The sequence below is a fragment of the Streptacidiphilus jeojiense genome, from assembly GCF_000719095.1.
Taxonomy (GTDB): domain Bacteria; phylum Actinomycetota; class Actinomycetes; order Streptomycetales; family Streptomycetaceae; genus Streptacidiphilus; species Streptacidiphilus jeojiensis.
The window spans coordinates 77,484-94,064 of sequence record NZ_JOEH01000027.1 but is presented as its reverse complement, the minus strand read 5'-3'; the positions used below and the strand labels follow the sequence as shown (position 1 = coordinate 94,064).

The following is a 16,581-nucleotide window of genomic DNA, read 5'->3' as shown; positions in this document are numbered from 1 at the left end:
AAAGCGGAAGAGGAACCGGACAGGGGATTGCCGCGTCACAGGGCCATGACTCGAACTGCGAACCTTATGGCGCTCCTTGCGGCCGGCGCAGCGCTGCTGTTGGGGTGTGCCGCGCAGAGCGCTCCCGATACTTCCTCCGATACCTCGCGGCTGTCGCTCTCGGTGGCCCCGTCCCGGGCGGCTGTCGCGTCGCCGCAGCAGACCGCGCGGGCGGATGTGGCCGCGCGGCTCGGCGCCTTCGTGGCGCCGCCCGGTGCGCGGCGGCTGGCGGGTGCTCCGGCGGGCTCGGCGGGCCTGTTCCCGGCGTTGACGGTCGGGGGCAAGGTGGTGGCCGCCGTCGGATGGTGGACCTATCCGGGGACGCAGCAGCAGGCCGCCGACTGGTTGACGTCCCATGTCCCCCGGGGCACCGTCGGGACGGGGTCCAGCGGTAGGGGACGCAAGGGAGCGGCCGGAGGTGTCGCCCAGGTCGACTCGGTCTTCTACGGACAGCGGGCGACCGCGCTGCTGTCCCAGCGTCGACTGGAGATCGATCTGGCCACCTTCCACGGGAGCACGCTGCTGCGGATCGACGCCGTGGACACCTGGCGGCCGGCGCACCCGGCGGCGGCCGTGATCCCGTCCGGGGTGACCCGCATCGTGGTCACCGCCGACCCCGCGTCGTCGAGCGCGGCAGCCGGTGTTCCCGGGCCCGCGAACAGCGCGGCCACGTCCGGGTCGTGGACCCAGGTGACGGTCACCGACCCCGGGCCGGTGGCGAAGGTGGTGGCCCTGGTCAACGCCTTGCCCACGCCAGTGTGGGGCATCCCCTGCCCGGGAGGCGCCGGCGGCGGGATCGTCGTCAGCTTCTACCGCGACAGTGGCGGTGCGACCGCCACGACACCGGTGGCCGTGGCGGTCGACAGCGCCGCCGGGTGCGGGAGCACGGAGTTGAGTGTGCGCGGTGGGCCGCAGAAGGTCGCACTGGTCGGGTCGGAGCAGGAGATCCTGGCCGCACTGAAGCTGACCCTCCCGAGCCAGGTGCAGTGATGGTGATGACCCGAACCGTGATCCGTACGGCGCTCCTCGCGGCCGGCGCAGCACTGCTCGCGGGGTGTGCCTCACAACCCGGCCCCGGCGCCGCTTCGGCCTCCCCGTCCACGCGTCCCGCCACCTCGGTGGTCCCCTCCCGACCGGCGACCCTGTCGCCGCAGCAGACCGCCCGGGCGGACGTGTCGGCGATGGCCAAGGCCTTCGTCGCACCGCCCGGCGCACGGCGGTTGGCCGGCGCGCCCGCCGGATCCGCGAACCTGCTCCCGCCGTTCTCCTTCGGCGACAAGAACGATGTGGTCACGACCGGGTGGTGGAGCTACTCGGGGACGCCCGACCAGGCCGTCGGCTGGTTCATGTCCCATGTCCCTCCGGGTACCACCCGCACCGGCACGGGCACGATGAATTCCGTACCGTTCGTCACCTTCGGCCGCCCGGCCACCGCGCTGCTGCAGTCGCGCGAGTTGGACGTCCAGGTGGCGGTGCACGACGGGAGCACATTGCTGCGGGTCGACGCCCAGGACACCTGGCGTCCGGCGCATCCCGCTGCGGCCGTGATCCCGGCCGGGGTCACCCGGCTCGTGGTGATCGCGTCCCCGGGATCCAACCCCAGCAAGGCTCTGCCCGGGCAGCGGACGCTGGCGACCGTCACCGACCCCACACTGGTGGCAAGGACGGTGGCCGTGGTCAACGCGTTGCCCACCGCGCCGGTCGGGGTGTTCAACTGCCCGAACGACGGCGGGGCCGAGCTCACCCTCGACTTCTACCGGGGGCACGGCGACACCGACGGCACGTCGCCGGCGGCCGTGGTGGTCGACCGCATGGGCGGCTGCGGGGGCACCCTGCTGAGCGTCAGGGGTGTGCCGCAAGGGGTCGCACTCGCCGATTCCAGTCAGCAGATCCTGAGTCTGCTGAAGCTGACCTTCCCAGGTCGGGCGGGCTGACGCGGCAGGGAAACGGCTCGCGGGGGATCGGTGCGGTGTGCGAGTCTCTGGCCATGACCGATCTGATCATCCGTTCATCGACCCCCGACGACGTCACCGCACTGCTGGAGTTCTGGAGGACCGCCGCGGAGGGGACGAGCATCAGCGACGACGAGGACGGGGTGGGCCGTCTGATCGCCCGGGACGCCGAGGCGGTGATCATCGCCGAGCGGGACGGCCGGATGGTGGGGACGGTCATCGCCGGGTGGGACGGCTGGCGCTGCCACCTCTACCGGCTCGCGGTGGACCCCGGTTCGCGCCGTCAGGGGATCGGCGGCGCGCTGCTGGAGGCGGCCGAGCAGCGCTTCACCGCGCTCGGCGGCCGTCGCGGTGACGCGATGGTGCTGGAGCGCAACGAGCTCGGGCAGCGGGCCTGGCGGGCCGCCGGGTACGCGCCCGAGCCGCAGTGGCGGCGCTGGGTCAAGAAGTTCTGAGCCCGGTACTCCCTTCGGTCATTCGTGGGCGTCATTCGTGGGCGATGGCGGCCAGGACGTTCAGCCGGGAGGCGCGCAGGGCCGGCCCGAGGGCGGCCAGCAGGCCGACCAGGGCGGCGCCGAGGACGACGGCGATCACCGTGGTCCAGGGTATGGAGAGCGCCTGCATGCCCTTCAGCGAGAGCAGGTGCTGCGCCGCCAGCCCCCAGACCAGGCCCAGGCCGAGGCCGAGGACGGCGCCGAACAGGGCGATGACCACCGACTCCAGCCGCACCATGCGGCGTAGCTGACGGCGGGACAGTCCGATGGCGCGCAGCAGGCCGATCTCCCGGGTCCGCTCGACCACGGACAGGGCCAGGGTGTTGACGACGCCGAGCACGGCGATGATGATCGCCAGCGCCAGCAGGCCGTAGACCAGGTTGAGCAGGATGTCGATCTGCTGCCGGATCAGCTTCTTGTAGTCGGACTGGTCCCGGACCTGGACCTGCGGGTCCTTGGCGATCGCCGTCGTGATCGCGGCCTTGACCTGCGCCTTGTCCGCGCCGGCGGCGACATTGACGAACACGCCGTCGTCCTGCACCCCGGGGGCGTACCGCTGTAGCGTCGCGGTGCCCGTGACCGGGTTCTTGCCGATGCCGGTGAGGCTGTCGTCGACGTTGTCGATGGCCGCGACGGTGAGCGGGACCCGGGTGCCGTCGGGGAACAGCACCGTCAGCGTGCTGCCGAGGGTGAGGTGGTGGTCGTCCGCGTAGGTGGAGGCGATCATCACCGCGCCCGGGGCGGTGGCCGCGGCGACGGTGCCGGAGCGCAGCGACAGGTGGACCACCTGGTCCAGCCCGTCGGTGCTGCCGAGCATGGAGACCTTGGTCGCGCTGCCGTCGGCGGCGATCTCGGTCACCGGGACGGCCTGGGTGCGCACCAGCAGGCCGACCCCGGGGACCGCCTGGACGGACCGGGCCACCTCGGCCGGGAAGGGCTGGCCCTGACCGTTCTGGATGATGAGGTCCGCGCCGACGGTCTTGTCGACCTGCTGGTCGAACGAGGCGCCCATCGAGGAGCCCACCACCGACAGCGCCGCCACCAGCGCCAGACCGATCATCAGGGCCGAGGCGGTGGCGCTGGTCCGGCGCGGGTTGCGGAGCGCGTTGCGCTGGCTGAGCGAGCCGATGGACCCGAAGGCGCGGGGGAACCAGCCGCCCAGCACCCGGATCACCGGCCGGGCCAGCAGCGGACCGGTCATGATCAGGCCGATCAGGCTGAGCAGGACGCCCAGGCCGAGGTAGCCCGCCGCGGCCCCGGCCGCGTGCAGGGTGCCCGCTGCCGCCAGCGCGGCGGCGCCGAGGAACAGCACGGTGCCGCCGAGCAGCGCCCGCCGCCGCAGCGGCGCGCCGCGGCCCGGGGTGTCGGCCTCGCGCAGCGCGGCCATCGGCGACACCGAGGCGGCGCGCCGGGCCGGGAGGTAGGCGGAGACCGCGGTGACGATCACGCCCACCGCGTAGGCGGCCACCGGGGTGGGCCAGCGGAAGGCGATCTCACTGCCCTTCAGCTCCATGCCGACCCCGCCGATCAGTTTGATCAGCAGCTGCGCCAGCCCCACCCCGACCAGCAGCCCCAGGGTGGAGCCGACCACCCCGAGCAGCACCGCCTCCACCATCACCGAGCGGTTCACCTGCCGTCGGCTGGCCCCCAGGGCGCGCATCAGGCCGAGCTCCCTGGTGCCCTGGGCCACCAGCATCGAGAAGGTGTTGAGGATCAGCGAGACGCCCACCAGCACCGCGATCCCGGCGAAGCCCAGCAGCGCGTCCTTGATCACCGACAGGAAGGTGCCCAGCTGCTGGGCCGAGTCCTTGGCGGTCTCGGCGGCGGTCTTGACGTCGTATCCGGCGCCGACCACCGGCAGGATCCGCTGCTTCAGCACGTCGTCGGAGACGCCCTTCGCCGCGGTCACGTCCACCGAGGTGACCAGCCCGGTGCGGCCGAGCAGCCGTTGCTCGGCGGTCGCGGTGTCCAGGAAGAGCAGGGTGGCACCGGGGTTGGTGGTGTTGAAGGTCGCGATGCCGGTGATCCGGATCGGGAAGCTGCCGGGGCCGGCGATCACCCGCAGCTGCTGGCCGATCGTCAGATGGTGCTTGCGGGCCGTGTCGGCGTCGATGACGGCCTGGCCGTCGCCGGCCGGGGCGCTGCCGGAGGTCAGGTCCACCACCGAGCGGGACGTGGGCACCCAGTTGACGCCGATGGTCGGCGCTCCGCCGACCGAGCCGATGTTGTGGTTGGCCGCGTCCACCAGAACGATGTTGGACACCCCGACCCCGGGCCGGGCGGAGGCCACCCCGGGGACCGCGGCGACCTTCGCCACCAGCGCGTCCGACTCGGTGGCCACCGCGCCGGAGAGGTCCTGCCGGCCGCTGCCCACCTCGCTGTGCGGGGTGACGCTGACATCGGGGGAGGTGCTGCGGAACAGCCGGTCGAAGGTGCCGCTGATGGTGTCCGTGAACATCAGCGTCCCGGCGACGAAGGCCACCGAGAGCAGGACGGCCAGCAGCGAGAGGACCAGCCGGCCCTTGTGGGCCAGGAAGCCGCGCAGGGTCGCCTTCAGCATGGTGCGGTCACCGTCCCCCCGGTCGGCGGTTCTCGGTGGTCCCGGAGGCGCGGTCGTCCAGGCGGCCCATCCGCTCCAGCACGGCGTCCGCCGTCGGCGCGACCAGCTGTTCGACGATCCGGCCGTCGGCCAGGAACAGCACGGTGTCGGCGTAGGAGGCGGCGACCGGGTCGTGGGTGACCATCACCACGGTCTGGCCCAGTTCGTCCACGCTGCCGCGCAGGAAGCCGAGGACCTCGGCGCCGCTGCGCGAGTCCAGGTTGCCGGTCGGCTCGTCGGCGAAGATGATCTGCGGCCGGGAGGCCAGCGCGCGGGCCACCGCGACCCGCTGCTGCTGGCCGCCGGACAGTTCGGACGGGCGGTGCCGCAGCCGGTCGCCGATGCCCAGGGTCTCGATGACGCGCTTGAGCCAGTCGCCGTCGGTGCGGCGCCCGGCGATGTCGCCGGGCAGGGTGATGTTCTCCTCGGCGGTCAGGGTGGGCAGCAGGTTGAAGGCCTGGAAGACGAAGCCGACGTTGTCGCGGCGCAGCCGGGTCAGCTGCTTCTCGTTGAGAGCGGTGATCTCGGTGTCGCCGATCCAGATCCGGCCGGAGCTGACCGTGTCCAGGCCGGCCAGGCAGTGCATCAGCGTGGACTTGCCGGAACCCGAGGGGCCCATGATGGCGGTGAAGCGGCCGCGCCCGATCTCCACGTCCACCGCGTCCAGCGCCACCACCCGGGTGTCGCCCTCGCCGTAGGCCTTGGTCAGCTGCTCGGCCCGGGCGGCCGGCGGCAGCGGCCCCGGTTCCGGCCCTGGTTCCGGCTTCCGGTCCGGTGGTACGGGCTCGGAGATCGCAGGCATTGACCCACCCCCAGTCGGTCCGCCGCCGGTTGTGCGGCGCCTGGGAGGAGCCTATGCGGGGCCACTGACAGTCGGCATCCTCCTGCGGGACACCCGTCGGCTACGGGTGTCCCTTACACGCAGTCAGCTGCCGCTTCGGCGCGACCTCTTGACAGTGCCCTGGCAAAGGGCCACGATCCTCCCCATGCAGTTAGGAAACCTTCCTAACGAGAATCCGACCAGCAACTGAAGCAACTGAAAGGTCGTCATGGCGAAGACCCCCACACGCTCCGTCGCCCTCGCCGCCACCGCAGCCCTCGCCCCCGTGCTGGCCCTGCTCGCCGGCGCCCTCCCGGCCCACGCCTCGGGCTCCTTCCCCACCCACTACTCCGCGCCGTACCTGGAGCTGTCCAGCAGCAGCGCCGGGGACATGGCGGCGGACCTGAAGGCGAGCGGCGACAAGTACTACACGCTGGCCTTCCTGATCCCCAAGTCCGGCTGCACGCCCAAGTGGGAGGACGGCGACGCCTCGCTCGGCGCGTTCACCTCGCAGGTCAACTCGCTGAAGTCGTCCGGCGGGAACGTGATCGTCTCCTTCGGCGGCGCGTCCGGCGGCGAGATAGCCCAGACCTGCACCTCCGTCAGCAGCCTCACCGCCGCCTACGCCAACGTCGTGAACACCTACGGGATCACCCGGCTGGACTTCGACATCGAGGGCGACTACCTGAACAACACCGCGGCCAACTCCCGCCGCGACCAGGCCCTGGCCGCGCTGCAGAAGTCCAACCCCTCGGTGCAGGTGGACTACACCCTCCCGGTCGACCCCACCGGCCTGGAGTCCAACGCGCTCACCCTGCTCAAGGACGCCAAGAGCAAGGGCGTCAACGTCAACCTGGTCAACATCATGACCATGGACTTCGGCGACGGCGAGAACGCGCTCAAGGACGCCGAGTCGGGGGCCACCGCCACCGAGAAGCAGCTGGCCTCGCTCTACGGCACCAGCGCGTCGGCGACCTGGAACAAGATCGGCCTGACCCCGATCGCCGGCCGGAACGACGACAACGAGAACTTCACCCAGGCCAACGCGACCACCCTGGAGACCTTCGCGGCCTCCAAGGGCGTTCAGGAGCTGGCGTTCTGGGAGGTCGACAGCTACGACAAGGCCACCAAGTACGCCTACTCGAAGATCTTCAACAAGATCACCGGCTGAGCACGGGGGAGGCCGGCAACGGCCCCTCCCACACCCCGCCGAGGGCGGGCGCGAGACAGGAGCGGGCCGTGGTCCGGAGGGAGACACGGTCCGCTCCGTCGCCTGCCGATCCGGCCGGCAGCGCCCCCAGCAGCGGGGCGCCGGCCACCACCGGCAGGTCGGCCAGATTGCAGCGGGCGGCCAGGTCGGGCTCGGCCGGCCAGGCGCCGATCACCAGTCCCAGCAGCGGGACGCCGCGCGCCCGCAGCGCCTCCGCGGTCAGCGCCGTGGTGTTCAGCGTGCCCAGACCCGCCGTGGTCACCAGCAGCACCGAGCAGGCGTGCCCCAGCGCGGCCAGTGCCGCCGGCACCTCGGCCAGCGTCGAGCCCTGCTCGTCGTAGCGGACCAGCAGCCCGCCCGCCCCCTCGACCAGCACCAGGTCGTGGTCCAGGGCCAGCCGGGCCGCCTCCTCGGCGACCTGCTCCGGCGAGACCGGCGGCAGACCGCTGCGGGCGGCGGCGGTGGCCGGGGCCAGCGGCTCCGGATAGCGGCCCAGCTCACTGGTGGTCAGTTCGCCCGCCAGGCGCACGACTTCGTCGACGTCGCCGGACTCGTCCGGGGCCACGCCGGTCTGCGCGGGCTTGAGCACCGCGACCCGCCGGCCCGCACCCAGCGCCAGCGAGGCGACGGCAGCCGTCACCACGGTCTTGCCGATCTCGGTCCCGGTGCCGGTCACCAGCATGATGGTCATCGCGGATCAGCCCTTCCCGGCGGCGGCGACGACCCCCGCGCAGACCGCGGCCAGATCGTCGTCGCCGGTCACGTACGGCGGCATGGTGTAGACGAGGTCGCGGAACGGGCGCAGCCAGACGCCCTCGCGGGCGGCGGCGCGGGTCGCCGCGGCCACGTCCACCTCGTGGTCCAGCTGGACCACCCCGATGGCGCCCAGCACCCGGACGTCGCTGACGCCGGGGAGGTCGGCGGCGGGGGCGAGACCGGCCCGCAGACCGGCCTCGATCCGCTTCACCTCGACCGCCCAGTCCTGGCTCAGCAGCAGCTCGATCGAGGCGTTCGCCACCGCGCAGGCCAGCGGGTTGCCCATGAACGTCGGGCCGTGCGCGAGCACCGGGACCTCGCCGCCGCTGATGCCAGCGGCCACCTCGGTGGTGCACAGGGCCGCGGCCAGCGTCAGATAGCCGCCGGTCAGGGCCTTGCCCACGCACATCACATCGGGGGAGACCCCGGCGTGGTCGGCGGCGAACAGCGCACCGGTGCGGCCGAAGCCGGTCGCGATCTCGTCGAACACCAGCAGCACGCCGTGCAGGTCGCAGAGCCGTCGCAACTCCCGCAGCAGCGCGGGGGAGTGGAACCGCATCCCGCCCGCGCCCTGCACCACCGGCTCGACGATCACAGCGGCGGTCTCGGCGGCGTGCCGGCCGATCAGCTCGTCGAGACGGGCCGCGTAACCGGGGTCCAGCGGGGCGTCGAAGCCGTCCGGGGGCGCGTCGGCGAAGATCTGACGGGGCAGCACCCCGGTCCAGAGCTGGTGCATCCCGCCCTCGGGGTCGCACACCGACATCGGGTGGAAGGTGTCGCCGTGGTAGCCGCCGCGCCAGGTCAGCAGCCGCTGCTTGGCCGGGCGGCCGACCGAGCGCCAGTACTGCAGGCACATCTTCGCGGCGACCTCGACCGCGACCGAGCCGGAGTCGGCCAGGAAGACGTGGCGCAGCGGCTCCGGGGTGATCTCCACCAGCCGGGCGGCCAGCCGGACCGCCGGCTCGTGGGTGAGGCCGCCGAACATCACATGGCTCATCCGGCCCAGCTGGTCGCGGACCGCCTGGTCCAGCACCGGGTGCCGGTAGCCGTGGATCGCCGACCACCACGAGGACATGCCGTCGACCAGCTCGCCCCGGCCCTCGACCGGCTGCGCCATCCGCAGCCGCACCCCCTGCGCGGACTCGACCGCGAACGGGGGGACGGCGGCCGGCATCGCGCCGTAGGGGTGCCAGACGTGCGCGCGGTCCAGTGCGAGCAACTGCTCGGTGTCGCCGGGGTCGAAGCCGGTCACGCGTTCGGGGGCAGGTCGGTGCCGGCGCCCCGGCGGCGCACCGAGACCAGGTCCCGGCGGCGGTCCGCGAGCTGCTCGGGCAGGTCGGCGTCGGCGGCGGGGCCGTGGGCCGGGACGAGGTCACCGTCGGCGACCGGGTCGGCGTCGGCGGCGGTCGGCTCGCGGTCGCGGAGCAGGGTCTTCTCGTCCGAGCCCTCCACCACGAAGCCGGCGTCCGCGATCATGTCCAGGTCGGTCTGTCCGGCCTGGCCCTCGCTGGTCAGGTAGTCGCCCAGGAAGATGGAGTTGACCAGGTGCAGCGCCAGCGGCTGCAGGCTGCGCAGGTGCACCTCGCGGCCGCCCGCGAGCCGGACCTCGATGTCCGGGCAGACGAAGCGGACCATGGCCAGGATGCGCAGGCAGCGCTGCGGGGTGAGGTTCCACTCCTTCGCCAGCGGGGTGCCCTCGAACGGGATCAGGAAGTTCACCGGCACCGAGTCGGGGCTCAGCTCGCGCAGCGCGAACACCACGTCGACCAGGTCGGCGTCGCTCTCGCCCATGCCCGCGATCAGGCCCGAGCAGGCGGACAGCCCGGCGGCCTGCGCCTGCTGCACCGTGTCCACCCGGTCCGCGAAGGTGTGGGTGGAGCAGATGTCGGTGTAGGTGTCCTCGGAGGTGTTGAGGTTGTGGTTGTAGGCGTGCACCCCGGCGTCGCGCAGCCGCTCGGCCTGGCCGTCGGAGAGCAGGCCGAGGCAGGCGCAGATCTCGACGTCCTCGTTCTCGGCCTTGATGGCCGAGACGGTGTCGGCGACCCGCTCCACGTCACGGTCGGTCGGGCCGCGCCCGCTGGCGACCAGGCAGACCCGCTTGGCGCCGCCGGCCAGGCCGGCCCTGGCGGCCGCGGCGGCCTGGTCCGGCTTCAGCCAGGTGTACTTGAGGATCTCCGCCTTGGACCCGAGCCGCTGCGAGCAGTAGCCGCAGTCCTCCGGGCACAGCCCGCTCTTCAGGTTGACCAGGTAGTTGAGCTTCACCCGGCGGCCGAACCACTGGCGGCGCACCCGTCCGGCGGCGGCGACCACGTCCAGCAGGTCCTCGTCCGGGGTGGCGAGCACGGCCAGGGCCTCCTCCCGGGTCGGGAGTTCGCGGCGCAGGCCCTTGGCGACGAGGGTTTCGAGCAGATCCATGGTGGTGATCCTGCCTCCCGGGAGGGTCCCGCCGCCACGTCGGAACCTGCCAGAAGATCGCCGTGAGGATTGGTCCCGAGGTGACAGAACCACACAGTCACGGCGTCGCGGGCGAAAAACAACCCGTCCCCCGCACCCCCTGATCACCGCGCGGGGGGACCCCATACACTCATCCGCATGACCACGACGGGGGAGCAGCCGGGGGCACACCAGAGCACGCCCCAGGCCCGGTCGTCGGCCCGTCGGCACCGGCGCCGCAAGCCCCGGCGGTGGGCCCTGGTCGGCGTGCTGGTGGTGGCCGCGACGGGGGTCACCTGGGCCGAGGTGCAGTACCTGGGTCCCTCGCACCTGGACCAGCAGGCGGCGGCCGACGGGATCTCCCAGGACTCCGCGGGGCAGCAGGGCGGGGCCGCCGCCTCGGGCAGCGACGCCAACGCCAACCTGGTCGACTTCCTGCTGCCGAAGAAGGTCGACTACCCGGCCACGGCGACCAGCCCGCAGGGCTACCTGGGCACCCGCTACGCCGTGCTCGACCAGCCCAAGGGATCCTGCGGCCCGGCCTTCGCCGCATCCGCCCCGGCGGCCGCGACCGCCCACTGCACCGGGTATCTGACGGCCGATTACGTACGGGACGGCAAGCCGGTGGAGTACTCCTCGGTGACGGTCCTCTACTACCCGGACCGCGCGGCGGCCGCCCGGGCCGCGAGCGCCCTGCTGGTCGGGCAGACCGCCCAGTCCGCGCTGCAGTTCCGGCAGCCGGGTGCGGGGCTGGCGGCGACCGTCGCGCAACCCAGCGCCTCTCCGACGGCGGGTGCCGGGTCCTCCTCGAAGGCGCCGCAGAGCCAGTCGTCGACCCCCGACTCCAAGTCGGCCACCGCCTCGGCGTCGGCGCATCCCTCGGCCTCCGCCTCCGCCTCGTCCGCGCCCCCGGTGGCCCAGGACCCGGCGAACGGCGCCACCCTGGTCCACGTCGCGGCCGTCGGCCAGGCCGTGACCGTCGTCCAGACCGCCTACCAGGACAGCAGTCCGCTGACCGCGGACCTGCAGACCCCCACCTGGTACCTCTCCTACGCCCTGGCCGAGGCGCTGGCCTGGGAGCCGGACCAGACCGGCTCGGGTTCGACGGCGCCCTGAGCGGCCCGAGCGCCCCGCGTAGGATCGGCGCCGTGGACAGTGAAACCGAACCCGATGCCCGCGCCGACGGCGACGCCGCCGGGTACTGCGCGACCGGTGCCCCCGCCGCCCCCGCCGCCCCCGTGGCCGTGACGCCCGGGCAGCCGGTGGCCGACTGCGTGCTGTGCGGCGAGCCCAGCGAGCACCCGGCCGACGCGCCCGGCGCTCCGCTGTGCGCGCTCTGCGAGTGGCAGCAGGCCCAGCGCGGGGCGTGCTCCGGATGACCGTCGACTCCCCCCGCCCGGAGACGCTGCCGGACGCCCTGCCGTCGGCGCCGGCACCGCAGCGCCCGGCCCCCTTCGACTGGCTGGACGAGGCCGCCGCCCGGCGCCGCAGCGCCGGGCTGGTCCGCACGCTGCGTCCGCGCGCCGCCGACGAGCCGCTGCTCGACCTGGCCAGCAACGACTACCTGGGCCTGGTGCGCCACCCCCGGGTCACCCGGGCCGCCGCCGACGCCGCACTGCGCTGGGGCGGCGGCGCCACCGGATCGCGCCTGGTCACCGGTAGTACGGCGCTGCACGCCGAGTTGGAGGCCGAACTCGCGGCCTTCTGCGGCGCCGAGGCGGCCCTGGTGTTCTCCTCCGGCTACACCGCCAACCTCGCCGCGGTCACCGCGCTCACCGACGCCGACACCGTCATCGTCTCGGACGCGCTGAACCACGCCTCGCTGATCGACGGCTGCCGGCTGTCCCGGGCCAGGGTGGCCCGCGCCGCGCACCGCTCGCCGGACGCGGTCCGGGCCGAACTCGCGGCCAGGGCCGAGCCGCGGGCCCTGGTCGTCAGCGACTCGGTCTTCTCGGTGGACGGCGACGCCGCCCCGCTGGCCGGCCACGCCGCCGCCTGCCGGGACCACGGCGCAGCGCTGCTGGTGGACGACGCGCACGGGCTGGGGGTCCTCGGCCCGGGCGGCGCGGGTGCGCTCGCCGCCGCCGGTCTGGCCGGGGCGCCGGACGTGGTCGCCACGGTCACCCTCTCCAAGTCGCTGGGCTCGCAGGGCGGTGCGGTGCTCGGTCCGCGCCGGGTGATCGAACACCTGGTCCAGTCGGCCCGGACCTTCATCTTCGACACCGGCCTGGCGCCGGCGGCGGTCGGCGCGGCGCTCGGCGCGCTGCGGCTGCTGCGCGAGCAGCCGGAACGCGCCGAGCGGGCCCGTGCGGTGGGCCGCGAGCTGTCCGACCGGCTGACGGCGGCCGGGCTGGACGCCTCGGTCCCCGACGCCGCCGTGGTGTCGGTCCGGGTGGCGGCTCCGGAGAAGGCGCTGGCCTGGGCCGCGGCCTGCCGCGAGCAGGGCGTGCTGGTCGGCTGCTTCCGGCCGCCGTCCGTCCCCGACCGCTGGTCGCGGCTGCGGCTGACGGCCCGGGCGGACCTGACCCGGGAGCAGATCGCCCACGCGGTGGAGGTACTGGTCAGGGCCGAACCGTCACGGTGAGGACGGCGGTGTGGTCGTCGAACCCGGCGGCGGTACCGGTGCCGGTGCCGGCAACGGCTGCGGCTGCGGCGCCCTGACGGGCCGTCCGGAACTGGACGAACAGGCGCCAGTCGCCCGCCTCGGGGAAGGTGCCCCGGAAGGCGATCCCCCGTCCGGGCAGCGGCGTGAACGGGACCAGCGCCAGGTCGCCGGGGTGGACCGCGGTCAGCTGCGCGGGAGCCCCGTCCAGCGGCCGCAGCGGATCGCTGCCGGCCGGCGCGTCCACGGCCAGCCGCAGCAGCACCGGCTGTCCCGCCGCCGGGCTGCCGCTGAGGCGGAGGGTGTAGCCGTCGACCGAGGCGGTGTCCGACGGCGGGTCGAGCGGGCTGGTCTCCCAGGCGCCCGGCACCTGCAGGGCACGGCCCAGCAGCAGCTCGGCGGAGCGGCCCGGGGGCAGCCGGCTGCTGCTCGGGGCGAAGGCCAGGTAGACGCGCCAGCGGCCGGGGTCCACCTCGCCCAGCGGTGCGCTCCACACCCCTTCGCCGAGATCGGCCGGCACGACCCGGCGGAACCCGGTCAGGTCCGAGCGGACCAGGTAGGCCCGGGCCGTGTCCGGACCGCCGCGGAAGGTGGTGACCGCGCTCCCGTCGGGGGCCAGCACCCGGAAGAGGTAGTCGAGCGAGCGGACCGCGCCGGTGGGCTGCTCGCCCACCGATTCGAGCCAGTAGCCTCCGGCCGTCACGGCCAGGCCGGCCGCGGTGACGGTGGGTCCGTCGGCCGCGGCCGGGGCGGGCGACTCCGCGGCCGGGACGGCCTGCGGTGCCACCGCGGGGGTGCGGTCGGCCGGGGGGCCGCTGGTGGTCGGCTGCGCGGCACAGGCCGCGAGCAGCAGTCCCACTGCCGGGACCAGACGGGCGATGGGGGACCATCGATGATCGGACATGCCCTGCCTAACGCCGCTCCTCGCGCCACGGCACGCCGTCCGGCGACACCGCCCCTGGACGAGTGGCAGGTCAGCGAGGTGGGATAGGCCCATGACCGACACCATTCGCTGGGGCATCCTGGCCACCGGCGGCATCGCCGCCGACTTCGCCCATGACCTGAAGCTGCTCCCCGACGCCGAGCTCGTGGCGGTCGGCTCGCGTACCGAGGCCTCCGCCCGGGCCTTCGCCGACCGCTTCGACATCCCGCGCGCGCACGGCAGTTGGGCCGAGCTCGCCGGGGACGACGAGGTGGACATCATCTACGTCGCCACCCCGCACCAGGCCCACTACGAGGCGACCGCGCTCTGCCTGGAGGCCGGGCGCGCCGTGCTGTGCGAGAAGCCGTTCACCCTCAACGCCGCGGACTCCCGGGCGCTGGTGGAGCTCGCCCGCAAGCGCGGGGTGTTCCTCATGGAGGGCATGTGGATGCGCTGCAACCCGGCGATCCGCAAGATGCTCGACCTGATCGCGGACGGCGCCATCGGCGAGGTCGGCATCGTGCACGCCGACTTCGGCTTCCCCGGCCCGACCGACCCGCTGCACCGGCTGCGCAATCCGGAGCTCGGCGGGGGAGCCCTGCTGGACCTGGGCGTCTACCCGGTCTCCTTCGCGCACCTGCTGCTGGGCAAGCCCGACACCGTCGCGGCCCACGCCTCGATCTCCCCGGAGGGGGTGGACCTCAACACCGGGCTGGTGCTCGGCTACGACTCCGGCGCGCTGGCGACCCTGAGCTGCGGCATCGTCGCCAGCAGCCCCGGCCGCGCCTATGTCGGCGGATCCCTCGGACGGATCGAGGTACCGCCGCTGTTCCTGCGGCCGGACTCGTTCACCCTCTACCGCAACGGGGGTGACGACGACCGGCCGGAGGAGTTCAACCTGCCGGTCACCGGCATTGGCTTCGCCCACGAGGCGGAGGAGGCGATGCGCTGCCTGCGTGCCGGGCTGGTCGAGAGCCCCCTGGTGACCTGGCAGGACACCGTCGAGGTGATGGAGGTCCTGGACGCGGCCCGCGAGCGGATCGGCGTCCGCTACCCCGGCGAGTAGCGGACCGGCCGGTCCGGACGCCTCGGTTCGGACCGGCCGTCAGCGGATGCGGCCGTACCAGACCGCGCTGGTCCAGATCTTCTCCAGCTTCACGTAGGAGCCGGTGTAGGGGGCGTGCCAGATCCTGCCGCCGCCGGCGTAGATGCCGACGTGGTAGACCGAGCCGCCGGAGTGGAAGAAGACCAGGTCCCCGGGGCGCAGGGCGGCCTTGGAGATGTGCTGGACGCTGTTGTACTGGGCCTGCGCGGTCCGGGGCAGGGACTTGCCCGCGTGCTTGAAGGAGTAGTACGTCAGACCGGAGCAGTCGAACCGGTTGGGTCCCGCGGCGCCGTAGCGGTAGGGGTCGCCGTGCTTGGACGCGGCGATGTTCAGTGCCTTGGCCTCGATCGTGGCGGCGTCGGCGGGACTGCTCGCCAGCAGGGTGCTGCCGGCGAAGGCGGCGACGGTGAGCGCGGTGGTGACGCCGGCCCGCCAGCGGCGGCTGGGGGCATGGTTGAGCACGGACGCAGTCATGCGTTTCCTTCCGGAACCGCCTACGAAAGTTCTCCCTGTCGGGTTCGGGCTCCGAAAGCTGCCCGTCCGCCGCGTGGGTTCACGCGGCGGCTTCACCCCAAGGGACGGTCGAGCCGTCCCGCCCTGATCGGGTCTCCCGCTCTCGCCTGTCAGGTGTGTGGGCACCTGGCGTCCGACCGGTGGCGAGACTCGGCGTCCGGCCGGACCGCCTCGCCACGGCGGCGAGGACTTCTCCGTTCGGCCGACAGTATTGGCACGTTTTTATGGGATCTTCACGATCCAACGGATATCTGTGACTCTTGTCACTTTGCGTTTCCTATGCGTCCACAACATGAACGATCAGCGCTCTGACGATCATTTATTGGGATTGTTCAGGGGAGTTGGCAAAAATCACACTGCTCCCGGAAGTACCGCCTGACCTGCGTTGATGTCAACGGTAATGCGGAGTGCGAGGGGTGATGATGCGCCATTCTGCGTGTCCGGTTCTCGTCCGTCCGAACGGGGCGACAAATGACGGAGCCTCATATTCCGGCCGTCCGGGTTCCGCTTTTGCGGACGACATGGCGTGCGCACGCCATTGCTGTGCCGGCGCCGGCAGAACGCCTCCGTGTGACGCGCCCCCTCACCGGAAACCCTTTCGTTCCGCTAACGTGTCGGCACACGATCCAGGCCACGGGCGCGGATCGGCCGTGGCGGCGGCGGGCAGTGCGGCCCGTGTGCGACGCCGTCCGCGGCCGGTACCCCCGCTGCGCACCGGGTGGGGTCGTCGGCTCATTCCGCGGCACAAGGGCGTGCCCGCGTCCCACTCCCCAGGCAGCATGCATGGGACGCCCCGCAAGAGGTGTACGCCGATGAGACTGACCCCGCACGAGCAGGAACGCCTGCTCATCCATGTGGCCGCCGACGTGGCCCGGGCCCGGCGCGAACGCGGGCTGCGGCTGAACCATCCGGAGACCGTCGCCATCCTCACCGTGCACGTCCTGGAAGGCGCGCGGGACGGGCGCACCGTCGCCGAGTTGATGGAGTCGGGGCGCAAGGTGCTCACCCGGGAGGACGTCATGGAGGGCATCCCGGAGATGATCCACGACGTCCAGGTCGAGGCGACCTTCCCGGACGGCACCAAGCTGGTCACCGTGCACGAGCCGATCGCATGAGCGCGGACCGCACCGGCGCCG

At 73.2% G+C, this 16,581-nt stretch carries 16 protein-coding genes; 9 read left to right on the top strand and 7 right to left on the bottom strand.

Annotation, left to right across the window (positions count from 1 at the left end):
* The first annotated feature begins 66 nt into the window (after positions 1-66).
* The 3 genes from IF29_RS0131800 to IF29_RS0131790 are packed head-to-tail and all read left to right on the top strand — an operon-like array spanning position 67 to position 2,446.
* The gene (locus IF29_RS0131800) at positions 67-1,029 is read left to right on the top strand and encodes a hypothetical protein (protein ID WP_157624028.1); all 963 of its coding nucleotides are present in this window, start codon (positions 67-69) and stop codon (positions 1,027-1,029) included.
* A 5-nt stretch (positions 1,030-1,034) separates the two neighbouring features.
* A complete protein-coding gene (locus tag IF29_RS0131795; protein ID WP_157624027.1) occupies positions 1,035-1,973 on the top strand; it encodes a hypothetical protein in 939 nt (312 codons plus the stop codon).
* A gap of 53 nt (positions 1,974-2,026) precedes the next feature.
* A complete protein-coding gene (locus IF29_RS0131790) occupies positions 2,027-2,446 on the top strand; it encodes a GNAT family N-acetyltransferase (RefSeq protein ID WP_030262128.1) in 420 nt (139 codons plus the stop codon).
* A gap of 31 nt (positions 2,447-2,477) precedes the next feature.
* Here IF29_RS0131790 and IF29_RS0131785 read toward each other — a convergent pair whose 3' ends face one another.
* The gene (locus IF29_RS0131785) at positions 2,478-5,045 is read right to left on the bottom strand and encodes an ABC transporter permease (RefSeq protein WP_030262127.1); all 2,568 of its coding nucleotides are present in this window, start codon (positions 5,043-5,045) and stop codon (positions 2,478-2,480) included.
* A gap of 7 nt (positions 5,046-5,052) precedes the next feature.
* Positions 5,053-5,886: an ABC transporter ATP-binding protein gene (locus tag IF29_RS0131780; RefSeq protein ID WP_084715298.1), complete on the bottom strand. Its 834-nt coding sequence runs from the start codon at positions 5,884-5,886 to the stop codon at positions 5,053-5,055.
* 247 nt (positions 5,887-6,133) lie between these two features.
* On the opposite strand from IF29_RS0131780, the gene IF29_RS0131775 reads away from it, so the two are divergent.
* On the top strand, positions 6,134-7,075 hold the full coding sequence (locus tag IF29_RS0131775; RefSeq protein ID WP_051726283.1) for a chitinase: 942 nt from the start codon (positions 6,134-6,136) through the stop codon (positions 7,073-7,075).
* Here the strand turns inward: IF29_RS0131775 and bioD are convergent.
* The 3 genes from bioD to bioB all read right to left on the bottom strand — a co-directional run bounded on the left by bioD (position 7,065) and on the right by bioB (position 10,285).
* Complete coding sequence (gene bioD / locus IF29_RS0131770; protein WP_030262122.1) at positions 7,065-7,805, bottom strand: dethiobiotin synthase; 741 nt, start codon at positions 7,803-7,805, stop codon at positions 7,065-7,067. The two genes, IF29_RS0131775 and bioD, sit on opposite strands and share 11 nt — an antisense overlap.
* Positions 7,806-7,811: 6 nt before the next feature.
* Positions 7,812-9,044, bottom strand: coding sequence for an adenosylmethionine--8-amino-7-oxononanoate transaminase (locus tag IF29_RS0131765; protein WP_380522177.1), 1,233 nt, complete (start codon positions 9,042-9,044; stop codon positions 7,812-7,814).
* A 74-nt stretch (positions 9,045-9,118) separates the two neighbouring features.
* Positions 9,119-10,285 (bottom strand): biotin synthase BioB, encoded by a 1,167-nt coding sequence (bioB, locus tag IF29_RS0131760; protein ID WP_030262117.1) that lies wholly within the window; start codon positions 10,283-10,285, stop codon positions 9,119-9,121.
* A 177-nt stretch (positions 10,286-10,462) separates the two neighbouring features.
* Between bioB and IF29_RS0131755 the strand changes: the two genes are divergently transcribed.
* Genes IF29_RS0131755 through IF29_RS0131745 form a run of 3 tightly spaced genes read left to right on the top strand, consistent with a single transcriptional unit; the run spans position 10,463 to position 12,887 of the window.
* Positions 10,463-11,419, top strand: a complete 957-nt coding sequence (locus tag IF29_RS0131755; RefSeq protein WP_157624026.1) for a hypothetical protein — start codon at positions 10,463-10,465, stop codon at positions 11,417-11,419.
* A gap of 32 nt (positions 11,420-11,451) precedes the next feature.
* Positions 11,452-11,682 carry a hypothetical protein gene (locus IF29_RS0131750; RefSeq protein WP_030262111.1) on the top strand — a complete coding sequence of 77 codons (231 nt, stop codon included), beginning with the start codon at positions 11,452-11,454 and terminating at the stop codon, positions 11,680-11,682.
* Positions 11,679-12,887 (top strand): 8-amino-7-oxononanoate synthase, encoded by a 1,209-nt coding sequence (locus IF29_RS0131745; protein ID WP_084715296.1) that lies wholly within the window; start codon positions 11,679-11,681, stop codon positions 12,885-12,887. Before IF29_RS0131750 ends, IF29_RS0131745 begins: the two co-directional genes overlap by 4 nt.
* Here the strand turns inward: IF29_RS0131745 and IF29_RS44010 are convergent.
* Positions 12,865-13,809 carry a hypothetical protein gene (locus IF29_RS44010; RefSeq protein ID WP_051726282.1) on the bottom strand — a complete coding sequence of 315 codons (945 nt, stop codon included), beginning with the start codon at positions 13,807-13,809 and terminating at the stop codon, positions 12,865-12,867. The two genes, IF29_RS0131745 and IF29_RS44010, sit on opposite strands and share 23 nt — an antisense overlap.
* 91 nt (positions 13,810-13,900) lie before the next feature.
* Here IF29_RS44010 and IF29_RS0131735 point away from each other — a divergent pair, with 91 nt between their 5' ends.
* Positions 13,901-14,893, top strand: coding sequence for a Gfo/Idh/MocA family protein (locus tag IF29_RS0131735; RefSeq protein WP_030262103.1), 993 nt, complete (start codon positions 13,901-13,903; stop codon positions 14,891-14,893).
* Positions 14,894-14,932: 39 nt separating this feature from the next.
* Here the strand turns inward: IF29_RS0131735 and IF29_RS0131730 are convergent, their stop codons facing one another.
* Positions 14,933-15,406 carry a C40 family peptidase gene (locus IF29_RS0131730; RefSeq protein ID WP_030262101.1) on the bottom strand — a complete coding sequence of 158 codons (474 nt, stop codon included), beginning with the start codon at positions 15,404-15,406 and terminating at the stop codon, positions 14,933-14,935.
* 851 nt (positions 15,407-16,257) lie between these two features.
* Here IF29_RS0131730 and IF29_RS0131725 point away from each other — a divergent pair.
* Positions 16,258-16,560 (top strand): urease subunit gamma, encoded by a 303-nt coding sequence (locus IF29_RS0131725; protein WP_030262098.1) that lies wholly within the window; start codon positions 16,258-16,260, stop codon positions 16,558-16,560.
* Positions 16,561-16,581 lie beyond the last annotated feature (21 nt).